This is a genomic window from Pedobacter nyackensis, from assembly GCF_900176505.1.
GTDB classification, from domain to species: Bacteria; Bacteroidota; Bacteroidia; order Sphingobacteriales; family Sphingobacteriaceae; genus Pedobacter; species Pedobacter nyackensis.
This window is the reverse complement of record NZ_FWYB01000002.1, coordinates 827,547-846,167: the sequence shown is the minus strand read 5'-3', so window position 1 is coordinate 846,167 and position 18,621 is coordinate 827,547. Positions and strand designations below refer to the sequence as shown.

Genomic DNA, 18,621 nt, shown 5'->3' with positions numbered 1-18,621 from the left:
TTACCTGCAGATGCAGTCGACAACGTGATCATTCACCATGCCTGTTGCCTGCATATGGGCATAGCAAATGGTCGTTCCGAAGAACTTAAAACCTCGTTTTTTCATGTCTTTGCTAATGGCGTCAGATACTTCCGTTCTTGCAGGAACATCCTTCATGCTAAGCACATTATTCAGGATCGGTTGTTTGTTGGGAAGAAATCCCCACATATAGTCGGCAAAAGTGCCAAACTCCTTTTGTATAGCAATAAATAGCTTGGCATTGGTAATTGCTGCTTTAACTTTTAGCTTGTTCCTGATGATGCCGGGATCATTCATCAAACGCTCCTCATCAGCCTCAGTAAATGCTGCAACCTTTTGTACGTCAAAATCAGCAAACGCTTTTTTATAGCCTTCTCTTCTTTTTAAAATAGTGATCCAGCTTAAACCAGCCTGCGCACCTTCAAGAATAAGGAATTCAAACAAGACCTTATCATCATAAACAGGTTTACCCCATTCTTCATCGTGATATTTAACATATAAAGGGTCGGTTCCGCACCACCCGCATCTGATTTGCTCTGCCATCATTTACAAACTTAATTCATCCCAATATTCAACTGCCCTGCGGTAATGTGGAATCACAATGGAGCCACCTACCAGATTGGCAATCATAAACACCTCATTGATTTCTTCATTACTTACACCTTCATTGAAACATTTTTCGAGATGGTATTTGATACAATCATCACACCTCAACACCATTGATGCTACAAGCCCCAGCATTTCTTTAGTTTTTACGTTCAATGCCCCTTCCGCATAAGTAGTGGTATCTAAGGCAAAAAAGCGCTTGATATTGGTATTGGCGGTCTCCATGATCCTATCGTTCATCTTAGTCCGATAGTCGTTAAATTCTTCTACTAGTTTTCCCATTTTATTAAATTAAACAATCCAGTAAATTTGGTATCCAATTTATAATTCTACAAGAGGATCCCAAAGGTGCTTTTTGAAGTTCTGTATTTTATCCCCTTTTACAACTATCCCTTCTTGCTCCAGCAATTCCTGCATTAACTCGGGCGGATCAAAATGGAACTTCCCTGTAAGCAGTCCGCTGCTATTTACCACCCTATGGGCAGGAACCGGCGGATGAGCCTGACCGGCATTACTCATTGCATAGCCAACCATGCGGGCAGAGCCACCAGCGCCCAGGCTTTTAGCAATGGCGCCATAAGAGGTAACTCTCCCTTTAGGGATTAGTCTTACTAACTCAAAAACCTGGTCGTAGAATGATTGCTCCATTTTAAAATTCAGCTATTACACCAAAGAGAATTGTATATAATTAATGCTTTTATCGTGTTTTAAATAAATGCGTTCATAATGAGTTTTGATAGAAAGTACCTCATCATAATATTCCGATTTATACAACTGATCTGTTTTCTTATGGCATTTCAGTCCAAGCTCTTCTACTTTCTCAACTGTATAAAGATATAAACCGTCATTATCCGTTTTTAAATTGATTTTACCGTCCGGTTTTAAAAATGTACGGTATTTATCTAAAAACCCTGGGTAGGTTAGGCGTTTCTTTTCACGGCTATCCTGAGGTTGAGGATCCGGGAAAGTAATCCATATTTCATCTATCTCATTTTCGCCAAAGAATTCCATGATATCTTCAATCTGGATTCTCAAAAATGCCAGGTTAGCAATTCCCTCATCCATCCCTGTGCGGGCACCTCTCCATATCCTGTTGCCTTTCAGGTCAACTCCAATAAAATTCTTTTCTGGAAACAATTTAGCCAGACTAACGGCATACTCACCTTTACCACATGCCAGCTCCAACACTACAGGATGCTCATTTTTAAAATGCTGCGATGCCCATTTCCCCTTTAATTCTTTGCCAGCATCTAGCTGATAAACATTAGGGAAGGTATCAATTTCAGCAAACTTTCTTAATTTATCTTTACCCACTGCTTAGTTTTTTATACAAACTTAGGCAAATAGTTATTTTATACCTCGTCATCCTGAATTTAATTTGCTTCGGAGATCTTTGAGGTTAGTCTCAACATCTATCGCATAAAGCGCATACCATAAACTATCATGACCAATTTTTGTATCTTTTAAGATACCAGAGTCTCCCGATGACGACAAGAATTAGTATTTTTGAAATCTCATTTAAGATACGTGGAAAAAAACGCAAAAATATATGTTGCAGGACACCGGGGAATGGTTGGTTCTGCGATTTACCGTAAATTACAGAAAGAAGGCTATAGCAACCTGATCACCAGAACATCGGCTGAACTTGATTTACGCAATCAACAAGCTGTTACCGACTTCTTTGCTGCAGCGCAACCCGAATATGTTTTTCTGGCTGCTGCTAAGGTTGGAGGTATTGTTGCCAACAACACTTATCGGGCTGATTTTCTTTACGAGAACTTATGTATCCAAAATAACGTTATTCATGAGTCTTACAAAACGGGCGTTAAAAAGCTGATGTTCCTTGGATCAAGCTGTATTTATCCTAAGCTTGCACCTCAGCCTTTAAAGGAAGAGTACCTGCTTACCGGCTTGCTTGAAGAGACCAATGAGCCTTATGCCATTGCTAAAATTGCGGGCATTAAAATGGCCGATGCTTATCGTGCCCAGTACAACTGCAATTTCATTTCTGTAATGCCTACTAATTTGTACGGCTATAACGACAACTACCATCCACAAAATTCACATGTATTGCCGGCCCTGATTCGTAAGTTTCATGAGGCTAAAGTTAATCAAAGTGCTGAGGTTAACATATGGGGATCAGGCACACCTATGCGTGAATTCCTGTTTGCCGATGACCTTGCTGATGCTTGTTATTTTTTAATGGAAAATTATAACGAACAAGGACTGGTTAATATTGGTACCGGGGAAGACCTGACTATTAAAGACCTGGCTTTGTTAATCAAAAATATTGTAGGGTTTGAAGGTGCACTTACCTTCGACAGCAGTAAACCTGATGGCACACCACGTAAACTAATGGATGTTTCCAAATTACATGCACTAGGCTGGAAGCATAAAGTAGAACTTGAGGAAGGCATTAAATTAGCTTATCAGGATTTCTTAAGCAAACATAGTTAAAATTGATATATTTGCTAAAGTAAATAAACTTTAGCTATATGACATTAGTTCAACTGGAATACATCGTAGCGGTAGACACCTACAGAAGTTTTGTAGGTGCCGCTGAGAAGTGTTTTGTTACCCAGCCTACCCTGAGCATGCAGGTTCAAAAACTGGAAGAGATGCTGAACATTAAGATCTTTGATCGCAGCAAGCAACCTGTTGTTCCAACAGAAATTGGCGCTCAGGTTATTGAACAGGCCCGTCTGGTTTTACAGGAAAGTCAAAAAATCAAGGAAATTATCAGCAGCCAGCAACAGGAGGTTACCGGAGAATTAAAAGTTGGCATCATCCCCACCATCGCCCCATATCTTTTACCAAAAGTTATTGCAGCAATGATGGAAAAATATCCGGATTTAAAGCTCCTCATCTGGGAATATACTACAGAAGACATCATCCACCATTTAAAAACCGGCGTACTGGATTGCGGAATTCTGGCCACACCATTGGTTGATAGCGCCATTAATGAGCTTCCCTTGTATTACGAGAATTTCGTTACTTATATCAGCAAGAACAGCAAATTATACAAAAAAAAGGCTATCGATGCGGATGACCTGGAGGATGAAAACATATGGCTACTTAACGAGGGGCATTGTATGCGCTCGCAGGTCTTAAACATCTGCCGCTCTACCAAACACAACCGACTTCAAGGCTTAACCTATAACACGGGCAGTGTAGAAACGCTGATCAGAATGGTTGATATTAATAATGGTGCTACTTTATTACCGGAACTGGCTTTAGAGGAGCTTAGCAGCAAGCAACTTAGCAAAATAAGACATTTCAAATCTCCTGAACCGGTTAGAGAAATCAGCCTGGTGACACATAAAAACTTCATTAAAAAAAGAATGCTTAATGCGCTTAAGGAAGAAATCCTTGCAGTGATACCGAAAACAATGAAGCAGAAGAAGAAAAAAGACGTGATTGGAATTTAATTTTAACACCTCAAAACAGACTGCCATAGGGTTGTCAGTGGCCATGGTTTTCTTTGTATAAGCAAATAGCTCAAAACAAGATTAATCATTAAAAAAATCAACCATGACAACGAAAAACACAACCGACACCGTTACTGAATCGACTTTATTCATTTCTTCTGATAACCTGTTAAATACATGGCTAGGTCACCGTCGACTTACCAGACGTGTGATAGAAGCCTTCCCTGAGGATAAATTATTTAACTACAGTATTGGCGGCATGCGCACATTCTCCGAGATGATGAAGGAGATCATAGACATTGGCGGTCCGGGCATAAGAGGCATTGCGACTGACAACTGGGAGAACACCGGAAGTCTCGATAAACATACCTTAAACCCTGAAGACAGCACAAAGGAAGGTCTTTTAAGGCTGCTAGACGAAGGGACAGCAGAGATCATGGAATATTGGCCTCAAATCTCAGAAGAACGCTTCCAGGAAATGACAACGGTATTTGGCCAATACGAGGGACAAGTCTTTTCAAGTATACTTTACTTTATTGACAACGAGATCCATCATCGCGCACAAGGAACTGTTTACCTTAGGGGCTTAGGCATAGAACCACCTGCATTCTGGAACAGAGATTAAGCAAAAAGACGAGATACAAAAAAAAGGGCTGTATCATTAGGATACAGCCCATTACTATATAATTATTCCTGTCTTGAGAGACAGAAAAATAAATTAAGCTTTTTTGAAACGCTCAGCTACAGCATCCCAGTTAACTACGCTCCAGAAAGCAGCGATATAATCAGGACGTCTGTTTTGGTATTTCAAGTAGTAAGCATGTTCCCATACGTCCATACCTAAAATTGGTGTACCTTTTACTTCAGCGATATCCATTAAAGGGTTATCCTGGTTTGGAGTAGAAGAAACAACTAATTTTTTATCAGCACCAACGCTTAACCAAGCCCAACCTGAACCGAAACGAGTTGCACCAGCTTCAGCAAATTTAGTTTTGAAATCTGCGAATGAACCAAATGCTGCATTGATCGCTTCAGCTAACTCACCTTTAGGCTCGCCGCCTTTGTTCGGACCAATAACTTCCCAGAACAAAGAGTGGTTGTAATGACCACCACCATTGTTTCTCACAGCCATCGGAAATTTAGAGATATTTTTAACGATTTCTTCGATGCTTTGGTTTGCTTCCGGTTTACCTTCTAAAGCTTTGTTTAGGTTGGTAACATAAGCCTGGTGATGTTTACCATGGTGGATTTCCATAGTTTGTTTATCGATATGCGGTTCTAATGCATCTGTTGCGTATGGTAACGCTGGTAATTCAAAAGCCATACTATTTATGATTTAAATTTAAATAAATTATTACTTGGACCTACAGACTAAACATCTGCGGGCTTCAACAGCAAATATAACAATCAGGGTCAAGTTTTGTTCCCTGCTTTGTCATTTTAACCTCTTTTATTTTCGAAGAATTTTTTCATCAATGAGCCACATTCCTGGGCCAGAACCCCACTTTTTAAAACTGTTTTCGGATGTAATAAATTGCTACTCTTGGTTGTAAATCCTCTTTTAGGCTCAGGGGCACCATATACCACTTTCCCAATTTGAGTCCAATAACTTGCACCTGCACACATTACGCAGGGTTCAATGGTTACATACAAAGTACAATCTTTTAAATATTTGCCGCCGAGCGTTTGGGAAGCGGCTGTAAATGCCTGCATTTCCGCATGGGCAGTCACATCATTTAACTGCTCTGTTAAATTGTGCCCGCGACCTACTATACGCCCCTTACAAACCACAATTGCCCCTATTGGAATCTCTTCTGCCTCGTAAGCTTTTTGTGCTTCCTGTAAGGCCAAACGCATGAAATGTTCATCTTCTGCACCTGGGTTATCTTCTTCTGAAAAATTATAAAAGCTCATGCCTCAAAGATAGTATTATATCATTTTACTCCCATTAGGAACTTTACCATTTAAAGTCGTGAGCACAATATCTCCGTTCTCGTCAGCAAATCCTGTGACTAAAAACTCCGACATAAACTTACCAATCTGCTTTTTAGGGAAATTCACGACCCCTACAATCTGTTTTCCAATCAGCTCTTCTTTCGTGTAAAGTGCAGTAATCTGTGCGCTACTCATTTTGATTCCAAACTCACCAAAATCAACTTTTACCTTATAGGCCGGCTTTCTGGCTTCGGGGTAATCCATTACTTCCAGAATTGTTCCAGCACGGAGGACTACTTTCTCAAAATCATTCCAGGTTATTTCTTCCATAATGTAAAATTATAAATAAAGGGAAATAATCCTGCCAGAAGTCACCAGGAAAGGTGTCCCCCCAATCTATTTTTCCAAAAAAATTAGCTTCTCAGAGGAGACCTAGGCGCTGTTGCCCTTCCGAAACAGATGCCAGACTCCGAAGAGAATCCCCCCACTTTCTTTTCCAAAAAAATTAGCTTCTCAAAGGAGACCTAGGCACTGTTGCCCTTCCGCAACAGATGCCAGACTCCGAAGAGAATGCTAATTTTTTCTATTACTTTTGCAGCATGATCGATGTAACACTTAAAAAAGGCAAAGAAAAAGCTGCCATGCTGCGCCACCCCTGGATTTTCTCTGGTGCAATAGATAAAATTAAAGGAAAGCCTGCAAATGGCGAAGTAGTAACCGTAAGGTCGTCCGAAAAAGAGTTTCTAGCCTATGCATATTACAACGATCAATCAAGAGTAGCACTCCGCTTATTAGAATGGGATGAAGATGTTGCTATCGATAAAAGCTGGTACGAACAAAAACTAAAAAGCGCAATTGCTTCCCGTGCTCATGTATTAAATGATGACACCAATACCTGCAGACTGGTATTTAGTGAGGCTGATTTTTTACCGGGCCTGATTGTAGATAAATACGCAGATTTTCTATCCCTACAAGTATTAAGTGCGGGAATTGAAGCCGTGCAGGAAGACATCATTGCTATATTAAGACAAGAATTAAACCCGAAAGGGATATTTGATAAGAGTGACGCCGGTGCGCGCAAGCACGAAAACCTGGAACCAGTACAAGGGTTGCTTTGGGGAGAAACACCACCAGAATTTATTGAGGTAAAAGAAAACGGCATCCTTTATCACATCAACATTGCTGAAGGGCAAAAATCAGGCTTTTATTGCGATCAACGCGACAACAGACAAATCCTTGCGGCTTATACAAAAGACAAATCGGTATTGGATTGCTTCTGCTATAGTGGCGGCTTTACCTTAAACAGCTTAAAGAACGGAGCTGCGCATGTAACCAGTGTAGACAGCTCGGCATTGGCCATGGAGACTTTAAAACACAACCTTGAACTCAACGGCTTTAGTGCAGACCAACAGGAAAGCATACAGTCGGACGTAAACAAACAACTTCGTGTTTTTAAAGAAGAAGGGAAGACCTTTGATGTGCTGGTATTAGATCCACCTAAATATGCGCCTTCCAGATCGGCTTTAGACCGCGCTGCAAGAGCTTATAAAGACTTAAACAGACTTGGAATGCACCTGCTTAAAAAAGGCGGCATATTGGCTACATTTTCATGCTCTGGTGCTGTTGATTTGGAAACCTTCAAACAAATCATCGCCTGGGCTGCTTTAGATGCCGGTAGAGAAGTTCAAATCATCAAACAGTTTAGCCAACCGGAAGATCATCCGGTACGCATCTCTTTCTCTGAGGGAGAATATCTGAAAGGATTATTGCTAAGAGTATTGTAATTAGGCATACAAAAAACGGGCTGTATCATCATAATGATACAGCCCGTTTTTTGTATGCATTTTGTTATGCATTCGTCATCCCGGCGAAGCCGGGATCACACTAATCTTCAGGAAGGTTATCATACTCCCCTTTCCAGGCGTAATAGCCAAATATGACTAATCCTGCACTGATAGGAATAAAGATAAACAATATAATACCCCATTGTAAAGCGGTATTCGTTTTATGTACCCCTTCTTCTGCCAGGCCTATTTTTTCGAAGGCCTGCATAAACATAAATATGATGGATGCCGGACCAAGTACAATCCAAACTAATCCTAATGCTTTTTTTAATGCGTTCATGAGCTTAATGTTTTAATGGATTTCTGAATCACCCTCGTTATGATCGGGCTTTTTATTAGATAAGTATACAGTGCCTATTAGTAAACTTAGGGCAGCAATGCCTATTGGATACCATAAACCCGACAAAGGTGTAGAACCTGAGAAACTGGCAATAAGTGTTGCAATAAACGGCACCAGCCCCCCGAAAACCCCATTACCCACATGATATGGTAAAGACATTGACGTGTACCTGATCTTTGTAGGAAACAATTCCACTAAAAAGGCTGCTATCGGTCCATAAACCATTGTTACCAGCAAGATCTGGAAGAAAATCAACAGCACAAATTTCCAGAAAATGGGCGTTGAGAGTTTTTTGTCTTTATATGCATCCGGCAATTCAACTGCAGACTTAGCAGGATCGGCAAATTTAGTATGCGACTGTACCTTTAGAAATGATCCACCATCCAGTAATGAAACTGTTGAAGAGGTGGTAATCAAGCTATCTGTTGTTCCTGCAACAGCTGTACGCGTCACTACAGGGTTAGAAATTTCGGCAATATCCTTTTGCTCAATTTTAGAAACATCCGTATCGTCAAGAAAGATCTGATAAATGGGACGGTAAAAGATCACCCCCAACAACATTCCTGCAAGCATGATCCACTTACGACCGACCTTATCGCTCCATGAGCCGAAGATCACAAAGAAAGGCGTTGCAAAGGCTATCCCCCACAAAAGAATGTATCTGGAGTCGTTAAAATCGACATGACAGGTGTTTTCTATAAAAGATTGTGCGTAAAACTGTCCGGTATACCAGATCACCCCCTGGCCCATTGTGGCACCAAACAGCGCAAGTAATACCATTTTAAAGTTCGTTTTGTTATTGAAACTTTCTTTTAATGGGTTTTTAGATACTTTACCTTCTGACTTTAGCTTAGTAAACATTGGGGACTCATGCATTTTCATCCTGATGTAGATAGAAACACCTACCAGGAGGATTGAAAGCAGGAATGGAATTCTCCAGCCCCAGTCGGCGAAACTTTCTGCGCCAACGAGATTTTTGGTTAACACGATAATTCCAAGGGATAAAAACAAACCACCGGTAGCGGTTGTCTGAATCCAGCTTGTAAAAAATCCTCGCTTATGGGCCGGCGCGTGCTCCGCTACATAAGTGGCAGCACCACCGTATTCACCACCGAGTGCTAAACCCTGTATCAATCTTAGGATGAGCACCAATATAGGGGCAGCATAACCAATACTTGAATAAGAAGGGATCAGTCCTATCAGAAAGGTTGATCCGCCCATCAGTACCAATGTTAGCAGGAACGTGTATTTCCGGCCAATTAAATCGCCTAACCGACCGAATACCAACGCTCCAAAGGGGCGTACAATAAAACCGGCTGCGAAAATGGCTAATGTGTTGATTAATGCAGATGCACCGGCATCTGCAGGGAATAATTGTGATCCAATAATAGTGGCAAGACTTCCGAAAATGTAGAAATCATACCATTCAATTAGCGTCCCCAGGGAAGAGGCGCCAATAACTTTAAAAATACCGGTTTGTTGTGGTTCCTGGCTCATACTTGGTTTAAAGGTTTGACTTAAAAAATAAATCTACAATTTATTTCCAATTATGAGCAAGTCATTTTCGTAAAAATATTAAAATTATTTAAATATTTTTCACATTATCGAAATGTTTAAGGCGTTTCATTTACAACTTCGCATTTTTAACACTAATGCTTCGGCAAAAGGGCTGGAGATTTTATTCTTCTTCTCTAAAGAAAACCTTGTAATAGTTCATGGATTTATCATCATCAAATCCCTTTTCTATCAGCTCCTTATCGCCATGAATATATATATGAAAGTTCTTATCCAACTTTAATACGCTCTTATAAGCTCTAGCCTGTTTTTTTACCGCAGCACCGGAAATGTCAAAGCTATCAGGGATAGGCTGATCAAACTCGTCTTCGAAGCTCTTCTTATAGTTTTTAAACGCCTCAATTCCTTCAGCATTACCAATAACCTCATTAGAGAACTCTTCCAGATCAAAACTTTCCTTTTCCTTGAAGTACTTCATGGATTTGTTCAGCAGATCTATTTTATCCGCCTTGGAAATATCAAATTCCTCATCAAGTTTCTCTGTTACGAAGTTTTTGTATACACCTAAAACACCTGCAGTCTGGTTAAAACTATCGTTTCTGATCTTTAATTTCAAAAACTCATCTTTCCAGTATACGGCTTCCGCACTTCGTTGATCAATTACAGCAACCTTGAATCCTTCTTCCTTATCTGCGTTAAAGATCAAACACCCCTTATCTAACTTATTAATGTTGATGGCTTCCTGCTCATAAGTCAGGCCAAAGCCATCCTGCTCAGGGAAGACCTTTAAATAGCTTTCTTTTGTTTCAGACTTAAAGATACCGATGGCATCATGAAGCTCTCCTTCTATCTGCACATTCTCAAAATAAGCTACATACAGCTCACCTGATTTAATTTTTGGGTGTCCCGAAACATCATACAGATACTTAGCCAGCTGCTTACTGTTTTCATGAAAAGTTTCGCCGTTTTCGAATATCTCTGCAGCGAAATGATAAGCCTCATTTAGGTTTAAGTCTCCATTAGGGTGAATAAAGCGATAAACTTCATTTACCTTTTCATAAGGACTTAAAAAGTATTGTTGTAATAAATTACTAAGCGTAATGTCTCTGATCGCGATCGATTTCTCAGACAATACATAAAACTCATCCTCGGATTTGTTTCCGATACGGTGTATAGATAATTCGGCCAGTGAGGCCTCAAAAAAAGAAATCATTAAGAAAAATTAGTGTTTAATTTCGTCTTCGCTTGGCGTATTACGCAGTTCAACAGGATGTTTCGCATTTTTCTTCATCTTCAGATTCAGCATTTCTACCAGAATAGAGAAGGCCATTGCGAAATAGATATATCCTTTTGGAATGTGCTGATCCAATCCTTCTGCCAATAGAGAAACTCCGATTAGCAACAGGAACGATAGCGCAAGCATTTTCACCGTAGGGTGATTGTTTACAAAATTACTGATTGCACTTGCAGATAACATCATGATGATTACGGCAATAACTACCGCCGTGATCATAATTTCTACGTGTTCGGCCATACCAACAGCGGTAATTACAGAGTCCAGAGAGAATACGATATCCAGCAATAAAATCTGGATGATCACACCACTAAAGGAGTATACTTTGCCCTTAATTTCTTTCTCTTCTTCGCTTTCCAGCTTATCGTGAATTTCATGTGTGCTTTTATAGATCAGGAATAATCCTCCAATAATCAGGATCAGATCACGTCCGGAGATGGCCAGTTTATCCAACCATTCGGCATTGGTGATGTTTACCAATTCGCCCAGATTAAACAATGGTGCAGTTAAGGTCATTACCCAGGTGAGAGACAGTAACAGAAGTACACGAGTGACCATTGCCAAAGCAAGACCAATCTGTCTGCCTTTTTTCTGCTGATGTGCAGGTAGTTTACCTGACAAAATAGAAATAAAGATAATGTTATCGATCCCCAGAACGATTTCGAGAACGGTTAGGGTTAAAAGTGAGATCCAGGCCTCAGGGCTGCTTAAAAGTTCCATGTGTAAAAAAATGTATGCGAAGATATAAAAACAATATTATAATATGCGCTAAGCTAAGATATCAAACATTGCAATATTTTCAAAATAAGGCCCGTTTCTTGAAATATTTTTAATATAACGCGCTAAATTCATTGGGGTTTGAAATATCCCATTCAAAATCAATATTTTTGCCACCTAATACTTTAATCAGAATGTTAAGAACAACTACTTGCGGAGCTTTAACAATTGAGAACCTGGGAGAAAATGTAACCCTGTGTGGCTGGGTTCAGAAATCGAGAGATTTAGGCGGAATGACTTTTATAGATATTCGCGACAGATATGGCATCACCCAATTGGTTTTCAATATGGATGACAATATTGAACTATGCGAGGCTGCCCGTAACCTGGGCCGTGAATTTGTAATCAAAGCAAGCGGAGCCGTAGTTGAGCGCTCAAATAAGAATCTTAAAATGCCTACAGGCGAAGTGGAAATAAAAATCACTGCCTTAGAAATATTGAATGCAGCAAAATTGCCACCTTTCTTAATCGAAGATGAGACTGATGGTGGTGACGACCTGCGTATGAAATACCGTTACCTGGATCTTCGTCGTAATCCTGTGCGTAACAATATGATCATTCGTCATAAAATTGCTCAGGCAGTACGTCGTTACCTGGATGGTTTAGATTTTATAGAGGTAGAGACACCTGTATTGATCAAATCTACGCCAGAAGGTGCAAGGGATTTCGTGGTACCAAGCAGAATGAATGCCGGTGAGTTTTACGCTTTACCGCAGTCGCCACAAACTTTCAAGCAGTTATTGATGGTGTCGGGTTTCGATAGATACTTCCAGATTGTGAAGTGTTTTAGAGATGAAGATTTACGTGCGGACAGACAACCTGAGTTTACACAAATTGACTGCGAAATGTCGTTCATTGAGCAGGAAGATATATTAAATACTTTTGAAGGGCTGATCCGCACTTTATTTAAAGAGATCAAAGGTTTCGACCTTCCGGAAGTACCAAGAATGCAGTATGCTGATGCGATGCGTTTATACGGTTCTGACAAACCTGACACTCGTTTTGAGATGCAGTTTGTTGAATTGAACGACATCGTTAAAGGAAAAGACTTCCCGGTATTTGACAATGCAGAACTGGTTATTGGAATCAACGCAAAAGGTTGTGCAAACTATACGCGCAAGCAGGTTGACGAATTAACTGACTTCATTAAGCGTCCGCAAATTGGCGCTACAGGCCTAATTTATTTAAGACACAATGAAGATGGCTCATTGAAATCTTCTGTAGACAAGTTTTACAACGAGGAAGAGCTTAAAAGGTGGTCCACAGCACTAAATACCCAACCGGGCGACTTAGCGCTTCTAATGGCCGGAAATACAGAAAAAGTGCGCAAGCAATTGAGCGAGCTACGTCTGGAAATGGGTAATCGTTTAGGTCTTCGTGATAAACAAACTTTCAGCGCGCTGTGGGTACTTGACTTCCCGCTATTGGAATGGGATGAAGAATCAGAGCGTTACCATGCTATGCACCACCCGTTCACTTCTCCTAAACCGGAAGATATCGCCTTATTGGATACCAAGCCGGGTGAGGTTAGGGCAAATGCTTATGATATGGTCATCAATGGAACAGAAGTTGGTGGTGGCTCTATCAGGATTCATGACAGAGCTTTACAAGCTTTGATGTTCAAGCACCTTGGTTTCTCAGCTGAAGAAGCTCAGAAGCAATTCGGATTCTTAATGGACGCATTTGAGTTTGGCGCACCTCCACATGGTGGTATTGCTTTTGGATTTGACAGGTTATGCTCTATTTTCGCAGGATTAGACAGTATCCGTGATGTAATCGCCTTCCCTAAAAACAACTCTGGAAGAGATGTAATGATTGATAGTCCTTCTACAATTGACGAAAAGCAATTGAATGAATTGAAAATAAAAACTACGGTTTAATCTTAGTTTTAAGATATAGAAAGCAAAAAGCCAGGCATAATGTCTGGCTTTTTTGGTTGATAACAACATTGATCTTTCGACTATTAAACTTTCCTCCTCCTCTCTTTTGAAACCGTCCTTTTGTCCTCCACAATTAATTATCCGCGCTCCCTCTACGCTTAAAACCTATTTCCTTGCGTGGAACATCTTCCTTTTCAATGAACTTACTCAAATATGCAAAGAGGACCTCTATCTTTTCATCCTGCTTGATCAGCCTTCGCTCCACATGTTCAACGAGCAGTGATACATCTTTATGCAACAGTACCACCTCTCTTAATTTCACAAAAATCTCTATGATACGAATGCTCATTTGTATTGCTTTTTCACTTTTCAGTACATTCGACAGCATAAGCACCCCATGCTCTGTGAAAGCATAGGGTAAAGCCCCTCCCAGTGCCTGTTTCGATGGTATCGCATTTTGCGATACCATGTTTTCGACCTCCTCCTCGGTCAGTTGCACCACAAAGTTATCAGGAAATCTTTCCTTATTCCGCTTTACCTGCTCCCTTAAACGTATAGCTTTAACACCGTATAGCTCTGCAAGATCTCTGTCCAGCATCACTTTCTGTCCTCTGATCAAATAGATCTTACCAATTACCAATTCCTCAGGAAGAATGTCCTTTGTTGAGCCCATATCACGAATATCCACAAACTCATCTGTATTAACCACAAATCCGTTAAAGAATTAAGTTCAACGATAGCATCCCCCTTTGGTGCCAAGGCCTCGACAACTGTAACCCTCTAAAGCCAGACTCAAGATTCACTATCAGACCTAAAAATAGAGCAAAAAAAAAACTTCCGGTGCGTTACCGGAAGTTTTTTAACTAATAAGTTTCACTATCGGGAGGAATCCCGTAATCCACATATTGTGGTGTCTTTTCAGTTTTCTTTGTAGAACTGCTAAACCATGATTTCACAGCATTAAAAATAGCCGACAAATGCTCAGCATCTAATGTTTTGCCAACTTTGTTCGAAGCCAGACCAACCAATGTTTTAGTTAAAAATCCAGACCCTCTGAATAAAGTAGTGTTCATTAAAAAGGGCAATACCATCGACATGATGCCGCTGCTGATATTCAGCTTATCATCGAGTTTAAGAAGAGAGGATGATGAAGCGTACTTCTTGATCATCCCACCTATCGTAAACTGCTTAAAATAGCTCTTAGTATCGTTAAGCAACAAATCTCCTTTAAGCTCATGCTCGGCTTTTAAACTGGACACCATAGCGTGTAGTTCTTCCAGGTTATTGATGTTATATCTTCTGCTCGTCTTCTTCATCCTTGTCAGCCAGTTTATTAAAATAATTCTTGATGGTAAAGTTGATGATAGCCTTCTCAATATATTTTTCCTTAGCAAAATATACAATGAGCGCCAACAGGAGATAGATAAGGGCTACACAGCCAAAACCGCGGGCGTAACTGCCCAAAACATCTGATAAAAAGAGGGCTAAAGTAAACGTACCAAACAGAAAAGCTAAAATAAAGCAAATGATAACAACTGCGTTAGTTACTACATCGGCAAATATTTTAGATACCTTCTCTACAAGATACAGCCTGGTATACTCTACCCGCGTATCTATGTAATCTTTGGCATCTTCAAATAAGCCTTCAATACTTTTTTCTTTATCTTCCTGCATGATGATAGGGTTTTAGCTATTTTTAGGCGTGCTCCAAATCGTCATCAACAAATTCTTCTTCAGATTGACGAAGCTTAGTTTTAACAGAGGAAACAACTTTATCCTTCAAATTACTGAGGTTATTGATCTCATCTGCGGCTTTATCCTTAATAGAATCACCAAGATCTTTCAAAGACTGACTCAATCTGTCTCTGGTTTCGGTTCCTTTTTCCGGAGCAAACAGCATACCCAATGCGGCACCAGCAGCCAATCCAACCAATAGTCCAACTAACACTTTTGAATTATCATTCATAACATTTAAATTTTTATGGTTAACGATACATTAATTCTCCGGAATGCTATAATTACAACCTTTCGGGTCAGAAATTGTTTTAATTCTTTCCGATCTTTTCGAAGTGATTGAACTTGTTTCGTATATTTTAATTGACAATATAGGACACAAAAGCGGATCAAAATCGATCCTGATATTCCTAATAAAAGTACACCAATAACTAAGCCAGTTTTTTTGTTATTTATCCAGATTAATAGCTCTCATTTTATTGTAAAGTGTCTTCCTGTCTATGTTCAGAATTTTAGCCGCCTTGGTTTTATTGAAATTAACCTCTCTTAACACTTTTAAAATAGCCTCATACTCAGCTTCCAATGCTGCATTTTTTAAGTCCCTGGGACGCTCTGTGCGCGACATGGTCGTCTCAATCGCATTCGCCTTTGCATAGGTCGAAATTTCTAAAGGAAGTGCCTTAAGTTGAATTTCCTGAGATTCAGTTAACAAAGTAGCCCTCCTGATCACATTTTTCAACTCCCTTACATTACCTGGCCAGTTGTACGTTAAAAAGCACTCTTCAACCTCTTGTGAAAAGCCCTGCACACTACGACCAAGTTCCTGATTGGCTACCTCAAGGAAGGTATTTGCAAAAATCAGGATATCTCTTCCACGCTGACTCAACGGCGGAAGATCTATAGAAAACTCGTTAAAACGGTGGTATAAATCTTCTCTGAACTTACCTTTCTGAATGGCATTACCCAGATTCTCGTTTGTCGCCACGATGATACGCACATCCAGATCGATTTCTTTTGTGCTTCCTATCCTTTTGATCTTACGTTCCTGAACGGTTCTTAACAGGGCTGCCTGAATATCGTAAGAAAGATTCCCTACCTCATCCAGGAAAAGCGTACCGCCATTAGCCATCTCAAAATGCCCAATTTTAGTATACAACGCTCCTGTAAAAGATCCCTTTTCGTGTCCAAAAAACTCACTACCTGCCAACTCTTTAGTTAAAGAGCCACAATCCATAGCTACAAAAGGATTATCCTTCCTCGGACTGTTTAAATGGATTGCTTTAGCAACAGATTCCTTTCCTGTACCACTCTCCCCTGTTAAAATTACACTGTAGGAAGTTGGCGCCACCAACTGGATCTGTTTTAACAATTGTTTAGATGCATTACTTTGGCCGGCAACAAAGTTATCTGCCTGATTGTAAACCTGCTTTTGAGGCCTCTGCTTCGGTGCTTCTGAAGCTTCCGCCGTAGGACCAGCATTAAGCGCGATCTGTGTTTCTATCGATTTATTAATCGTGTTTAGAATCTCATCGGGATATAGCGGTTTAGTGATATAATCATAAGCACCAAGCTTAATCAACTCCACAGCTAGCTTAATATCAGAATATCCAGTTATAATGATAACTCCTGTTCTGGGATATTTTTCCTTGATTTTAATGAGCATCTCCTTACCGTCGGTATCTTCCAAACGGTAATCGCACAAAACTAAATCATAGTACTCCTTAGACAGATATTCCATCGCTGAAACACCGCTTGTAGCTGTCGATACACTAAATGAATTACGTGTTAAAAATTTGGATAACAGTATCCCAATGTTTATTTCATCATCAACAATTAATATTTTTCTCATAGGTATTTCCGAATAACACTGAGATAAATATAGCTAGTTTTCGTTGCTTTGGGAAATATTCTCTACACTTTTTGCAAGAACATTCGCTCCCCAAACATATGGCCATACCGAGGAAACCATAAAAAAGAGATCCAAAAACCTACTTTAAACGTTTTAAACAACTATTTCCCGGAGAAAGTAGGTTTTCTCTTCTCTAAAAAAGCACTGGTCCCTTCTTTAAAATCAAGTGTATTGAAACACTTACCAAATTCTTTTATTTCGGTTTCAAAACCGTTTTCATCAAAGGCAAGTGCTGAATTGACAGCTTTTATTGCAGCAGCAATCGCCAATGGAGCACGTAGTTTAATCTTGTTCAATAACTCTTCTGCTTTCGCAATCAGTTCAGCCTGAGGAACAACATGATTCACCAATCCGATTTTTTCAGCCTGAGTGGCAGGAATCATGTCTGCTGTAGCAATCAGCTCAATTGCTCTTCCCTTACCTACCAGTTGCGTTAACCGTTGTGTACCGCCGTATCCCGGGATTAAGCCCAGTGAAACTTCCGGCAAACCTAACTTAGAAGTGTCTGACGCCACGCGGATATGACAAGCCATAGCAAGCTCCAGTCCACCTCCTAAAGCAAAACCATTGATGGCCGCAACAAAGGGCTTAGGGCATCTTTCTATAGCATCAAAAACACGTTCCTGTCCTATCCTGGCCAATTCTTCGCCCTGCACTCCCGTATAATCCGAGAACTCAGAAATATCTGCACCTGCTACAAAGGCCTTTTCGCCTGCTCCGGTTAAAAGAACACCTCTTACTTCATCTGCACTTGAGGCAAATGCAATTACATCAGCCAGTTCATTTAGCGTTTCTTTATTTAAAGCGTTCAGTTTTTGCTCCCTGTTAATGGTCACATATAAAATCTGCTCTTTTAATTCTGATAAGATGTTTTGATAAGTCATGATTTAAAAATTACGGTTTTCAGTAACCCAGCCTTTAATATAGTTTACAATTGTTTCCATGGTTGTGCCTGGGGCAAATAATTCGCCGACCCCAATTTGCTTCAACTTGTCCATATCTCCTTCCGGGATAATTCCACCGCCGGTAAGCAAAACATTGGTCAGGTCCTTTTGCTTCATGATCTCAACAATCTTAGGAAAAACGGTCATATGTGCCCCCGATAAAATGGAAACGCCTATTGCATCCACATCCTCTTGTAAGGCTGCATTCACCACCATTTCAGGCGTTTGGCGCAATCCGGTATAGATCACTTCCATACCAGCATCCCTTAAAGAAGTAGCGATTACTTTTGCACCACGATCATGGCCATCTAATCCAACCTTGGCCACTAAAACCCGGATAGGCCTTTTTAATGCATTGCTCATATTTTATGCTAATAAGTAGGTTGTAAATGTAACT

General features: G+C 40.2%; 23 protein-coding genes. 5 read left to right on the top strand and 18 right to left on the bottom strand.

Annotated elements, in window-relative coordinates:
* From B9A18_RS07920 to trmB, 4 genes are read right to left on the bottom strand one after another with little or no spacing between them, the layout of a single operon-like run.
* Positions 1-561, bottom strand: a complete 561-nt coding sequence (locus B9A18_RS07920) for a DNA-3-methyladenine glycosylase I (RefSeq protein ID WP_084288796.1) — start codon at positions 559-561, stop codon at positions 1-3.
* A gap of 3 nt (positions 562-564) precedes the next feature.
* A complete protein-coding gene (locus B9A18_RS07915; protein WP_084288698.1) occupies positions 565-906 on the bottom strand; it encodes a carboxymuconolactone decarboxylase family protein in 342 nt (113 codons plus the stop codon).
* 39 nt (positions 907-945) lie between these two features.
* Entirely contained in the window at positions 946-1,272 is a 327-nt protein-coding gene (locus tag B9A18_RS07910) for an MGMT family protein (RefSeq protein WP_084288697.1), read from the bottom strand.
* 15 nt (positions 1,273-1,287) lie between these two features.
* Positions 1,288-1,938, bottom strand: coding sequence for a tRNA (guanosine(46)-N7)-methyltransferase TrmB (gene trmB / locus B9A18_RS07905; protein ID WP_084288696.1), 651 nt, complete (start codon positions 1,936-1,938; stop codon positions 1,288-1,290).
* A 213-nt stretch (positions 1,939-2,151) separates the two neighbouring features.
* On the opposite strand from trmB, the gene fcl reads away from it, so the two are divergent.
* The 3 genes from fcl (at position 2,152) to B9A18_RS07890 (ending at position 4,677) form a co-directional block, all read left to right on the top strand.
* Positions 2,152-3,081 (top strand): GDP-L-fucose synthase, encoded by a 930-nt coding sequence (fcl, locus tag B9A18_RS07900; protein ID WP_084288695.1) that lies wholly within the window; start codon positions 2,152-2,154, stop codon positions 3,079-3,081.
* A gap of 38 nt (positions 3,082-3,119) precedes the next feature.
* Positions 3,120-4,052, top strand: coding sequence for a hydrogen peroxide-inducible genes activator (locus tag B9A18_RS07895; RefSeq protein WP_084288694.1), 933 nt, complete (start codon positions 3,120-3,122; stop codon positions 4,050-4,052).
* Between the two features lie 103 nt (positions 4,053-4,155).
* Positions 4,156-4,677 (top strand): DinB family protein, encoded by a 522-nt coding sequence (locus B9A18_RS07890; protein ID WP_084288693.1) that lies wholly within the window; start codon positions 4,156-4,158, stop codon positions 4,675-4,677.
* Between the two features lie 93 nt (positions 4,678-4,770).
* Here the strand turns inward: B9A18_RS07890 and B9A18_RS07885 are convergent, their stop codons facing one another.
* From B9A18_RS07885 to B9A18_RS07875, 3 genes are all read right to left on the bottom strand, one after another.
* Positions 4,771-5,376 carry a superoxide dismutase gene (locus tag B9A18_RS07885; protein ID WP_084288692.1) on the bottom strand — a complete coding sequence of 202 codons (606 nt, stop codon included), beginning with the start codon at positions 5,374-5,376 and terminating at the stop codon, positions 4,771-4,773.
* A 116-nt stretch (positions 5,377-5,492) separates the two neighbouring features.
* Positions 5,493-5,966 (bottom strand): nucleoside deaminase, encoded by a 474-nt coding sequence (locus B9A18_RS07880; RefSeq protein ID WP_084288691.1) that lies wholly within the window; start codon positions 5,964-5,966, stop codon positions 5,493-5,495.
* 15 nt (positions 5,967-5,981) lie between these two features.
* Positions 5,982-6,317, bottom strand: a complete 336-nt coding sequence (locus B9A18_RS07875; RefSeq protein WP_084288690.1) for a tRNA-binding protein — start codon at positions 6,315-6,317, stop codon at positions 5,982-5,984.
* Positions 6,318-6,586: 269 nt separating this feature from the next.
* Here B9A18_RS07875 and B9A18_RS07870 point away from each other — a divergent pair, with 269 nt between their 5' ends.
* Positions 6,587-7,771, top strand: a complete 1,185-nt coding sequence (locus B9A18_RS07870) for a class I SAM-dependent rRNA methyltransferase (protein WP_084288689.1) — start codon at positions 6,587-6,589, stop codon at positions 7,769-7,771.
* Between the two features lie 100 nt (positions 7,772-7,871).
* On the opposite strand, the gene B9A18_RS07865 is transcribed toward B9A18_RS07870, so the two are convergent.
* From B9A18_RS07865 to B9A18_RS07850, 4 genes are all read right to left on the bottom strand, one after another.
* On the bottom strand, positions 7,872-8,111 hold the full coding sequence (locus B9A18_RS07865) for a DUF6814 family protein (protein ID WP_084288688.1): 240 nt from the start codon (positions 8,109-8,111) through the stop codon (positions 7,872-7,874).
* A gap of 12 nt (positions 8,112-8,123) precedes the next feature.
* Complete coding sequence (locus B9A18_RS07860; RefSeq protein ID WP_084288687.1) at positions 8,124-9,668, bottom strand: MFS transporter; 1,545 nt, start codon at positions 9,666-9,668, stop codon at positions 8,124-8,126.
* 181 nt (positions 9,669-9,849) lie between these two features.
* Complete coding sequence (locus tag B9A18_RS07855) at positions 9,850-10,899, bottom strand: nucleoid-associated protein (RefSeq protein WP_084288686.1); 1,050 nt, start codon at positions 10,897-10,899, stop codon at positions 9,850-9,852.
* Between the two features lie 9 nt (positions 10,900-10,908).
* Positions 10,909-11,700, bottom strand: coding sequence for a TerC family protein (locus tag B9A18_RS07850; RefSeq protein ID WP_084288685.1), 792 nt, complete (start codon positions 11,698-11,700; stop codon positions 10,909-10,911).
* A 191-nt stretch (positions 11,701-11,891) separates the two neighbouring features.
* Between B9A18_RS07850 and aspS the strand changes: the two genes are divergently transcribed.
* Positions 11,892-13,637 (top strand): aspartate--tRNA ligase, encoded by a 1,746-nt coding sequence (aspS, locus tag B9A18_RS07845; protein ID WP_084288684.1) that lies wholly within the window; start codon positions 11,892-11,894, stop codon positions 13,635-13,637.
* A 133-nt stretch (positions 13,638-13,770) separates the two neighbouring features.
* Here aspS and B9A18_RS07840 read toward each other — a convergent pair whose 3' ends face one another.
* The 7 genes from B9A18_RS07840 to B9A18_RS07810 form a co-directional block, all read right to left on the bottom strand.
* Complete coding sequence (locus B9A18_RS07840) at positions 13,771-14,346, bottom strand: ORF6N domain-containing protein (RefSeq protein ID WP_235005262.1); 576 nt, start codon at positions 14,344-14,346, stop codon at positions 13,771-13,773.
* 154 nt (positions 14,347-14,500) lie between these two features.
* Positions 14,501-14,953, bottom strand: coding sequence for a hypothetical protein (locus B9A18_RS07835; protein WP_084288682.1), 453 nt, complete (start codon positions 14,951-14,953; stop codon positions 14,501-14,503).
* Positions 14,928-15,311 (bottom strand): phage holin family protein, encoded by a 384-nt coding sequence (locus tag B9A18_RS07830; RefSeq protein ID WP_084288681.1) that lies wholly within the window; start codon positions 15,309-15,311, stop codon positions 14,928-14,930. Before B9A18_RS07830 ends, B9A18_RS07835 begins: the two co-directional genes overlap by 26 nt.
* Positions 15,312-15,333: 22 nt before the next feature.
* The gene (locus B9A18_RS07825; RefSeq protein WP_084288680.1) at positions 15,334-15,603 is read right to left on the bottom strand and encodes a YtxH domain-containing protein; all 270 of its coding nucleotides are present in this window, start codon (positions 15,601-15,603) and stop codon (positions 15,334-15,336) included.
* Between the two features lie 216 nt (positions 15,604-15,819).
* Positions 15,820-17,220 (bottom strand): sigma-54-dependent transcriptional regulator, encoded by a 1,401-nt coding sequence (locus B9A18_RS07820; protein ID WP_084288679.1) that lies wholly within the window; start codon positions 17,218-17,220, stop codon positions 15,820-15,822.
* Positions 17,221-17,381: 161 nt separating this feature from the next.
* Complete coding sequence (locus B9A18_RS07815) at positions 17,382-18,164, bottom strand: enoyl-CoA hydratase/isomerase family protein (protein WP_084288678.1); 783 nt, start codon at positions 18,162-18,164, stop codon at positions 17,382-17,384.
* Positions 18,165-18,167: 3 nt separating this feature from the next.
* Entirely contained in the window at positions 18,168-18,587 is a 420-nt protein-coding gene (locus tag B9A18_RS07810; protein WP_084288677.1) for a cobalamin B12-binding domain-containing protein, read from the bottom strand.
* Between the last annotated feature and the right edge of the window lie 34 nt (positions 18,588-18,621).

Coding starts and splice junctions, on each gene's coding strand:
- B9A18_RS07920 (WP_084288796.1), bottom strand. CDS start 561: ATGGCAGAGCAAATCAGATGCGGGTGGTGCGGAACCGACCCTTTATAT.
- B9A18_RS07915 (WP_084288698.1), bottom strand. CDS start 906: ATGGGAAAACTAGTAGAAGAATTTAACGACTATCGGACTAAGATGAAC.
- B9A18_RS07910 (WP_084288697.1), bottom strand. CDS start 1,272: ATGGAGCAATCATTCTACGACCAGGTTTTTGAGTTAGTAAGACTAATC.
- B9A18_RS07895 (WP_084288694.1), top strand. CDS start 3,120: ATGACATTAGTTCAACTGGAATACATCGTAGCGGTAGACACCTACAGA.
- B9A18_RS07890 (WP_084288693.1), top strand. CDS start 4,156: ATGACAACGAAAAACACAACCGACACCGTTACTGAATCGACTTTATTC.
- B9A18_RS07885 (WP_084288692.1), bottom strand. CDS start 5,376: ATGGCTTTTGAATTACCAGCGTTACCATACGCAACAGATGCATTAGAA.
- B9A18_RS07880 (WP_084288691.1), bottom strand. CDS start 5,966: ATGAGCTTTTATAATTTTTCAGAAGAAGATAACCCAGGTGCAGAAGAT.
- B9A18_RS07875 (WP_084288690.1), bottom strand. CDS start 6,317: ATGGAAGAAATAACCTGGAATGATTTTGAGAAAGTAGTCCTCCGTGCT.
- B9A18_RS07870 (WP_084288689.1), top strand. CDS start 6,587: ATGATCGATGTAACACTTAAAAAAGGCAAAGAAAAAGCTGCCATGCTG.
- B9A18_RS07865 (WP_084288688.1), bottom strand. CDS start 8,111: ATGAACGCATTAAAAAAAGCATTAGGATTAGTTTGGATTGTACTTGGT.
- B9A18_RS07860 (WP_084288687.1), bottom strand. CDS start 9,668: ATGAGCCAGGAACCACAACAAACCGGTATTTTTAAAGTTATTGGCGCC.
- B9A18_RS07855 (WP_084288686.1), bottom strand. CDS start 10,899: ATGATTTCTTTTTTTGAGGCCTCACTGGCCGAATTATCTATACACCGT.
- B9A18_RS07850 (WP_084288685.1), bottom strand. CDS start 11,700: ATGGAACTTTTAAGCAGCCCTGAGGCCTGGATCTCACTTTTAACCCTA.
- aspS (WP_084288684.1), top strand. CDS start 11,892: ATGTTAAGAACAACTACTTGCGGAGCTTTAACAATTGAGAACCTGGGA.
- B9A18_RS07835 (WP_084288682.1), bottom strand. CDS start 14,953: ATGAAGAAGACGAGCAGAAGATATAACATCAATAACCTGGAAGAACTA.
- B9A18_RS07830 (WP_084288681.1), bottom strand. CDS start 15,311: ATGCAGGAAGATAAAGAAAAAAGTATTGAAGGCTTATTTGAAGATGCC.
- B9A18_RS07825 (WP_084288680.1), bottom strand. CDS start 15,603: ATGAATGATAATTCAAAAGTGTTAGTTGGACTATTGGTTGGATTGGCT.
- B9A18_RS07820 (WP_084288679.1), bottom strand. CDS start 17,220: ATGAGAAAAATATTAATTGTTGATGATGAAATAAACATTGGGATACTG.
- B9A18_RS07815 (WP_084288678.1), bottom strand. CDS start 18,164: ATGACTTATCAAAACATCTTATCAGAATTAAAAGAGCAGATTTTATAT.
- B9A18_RS07810 (WP_084288677.1), bottom strand. CDS start 18,587: ATGAGCAATGCATTAAAAAGGCCTATCCGGGTTTTAGTGGCCAAGGTT.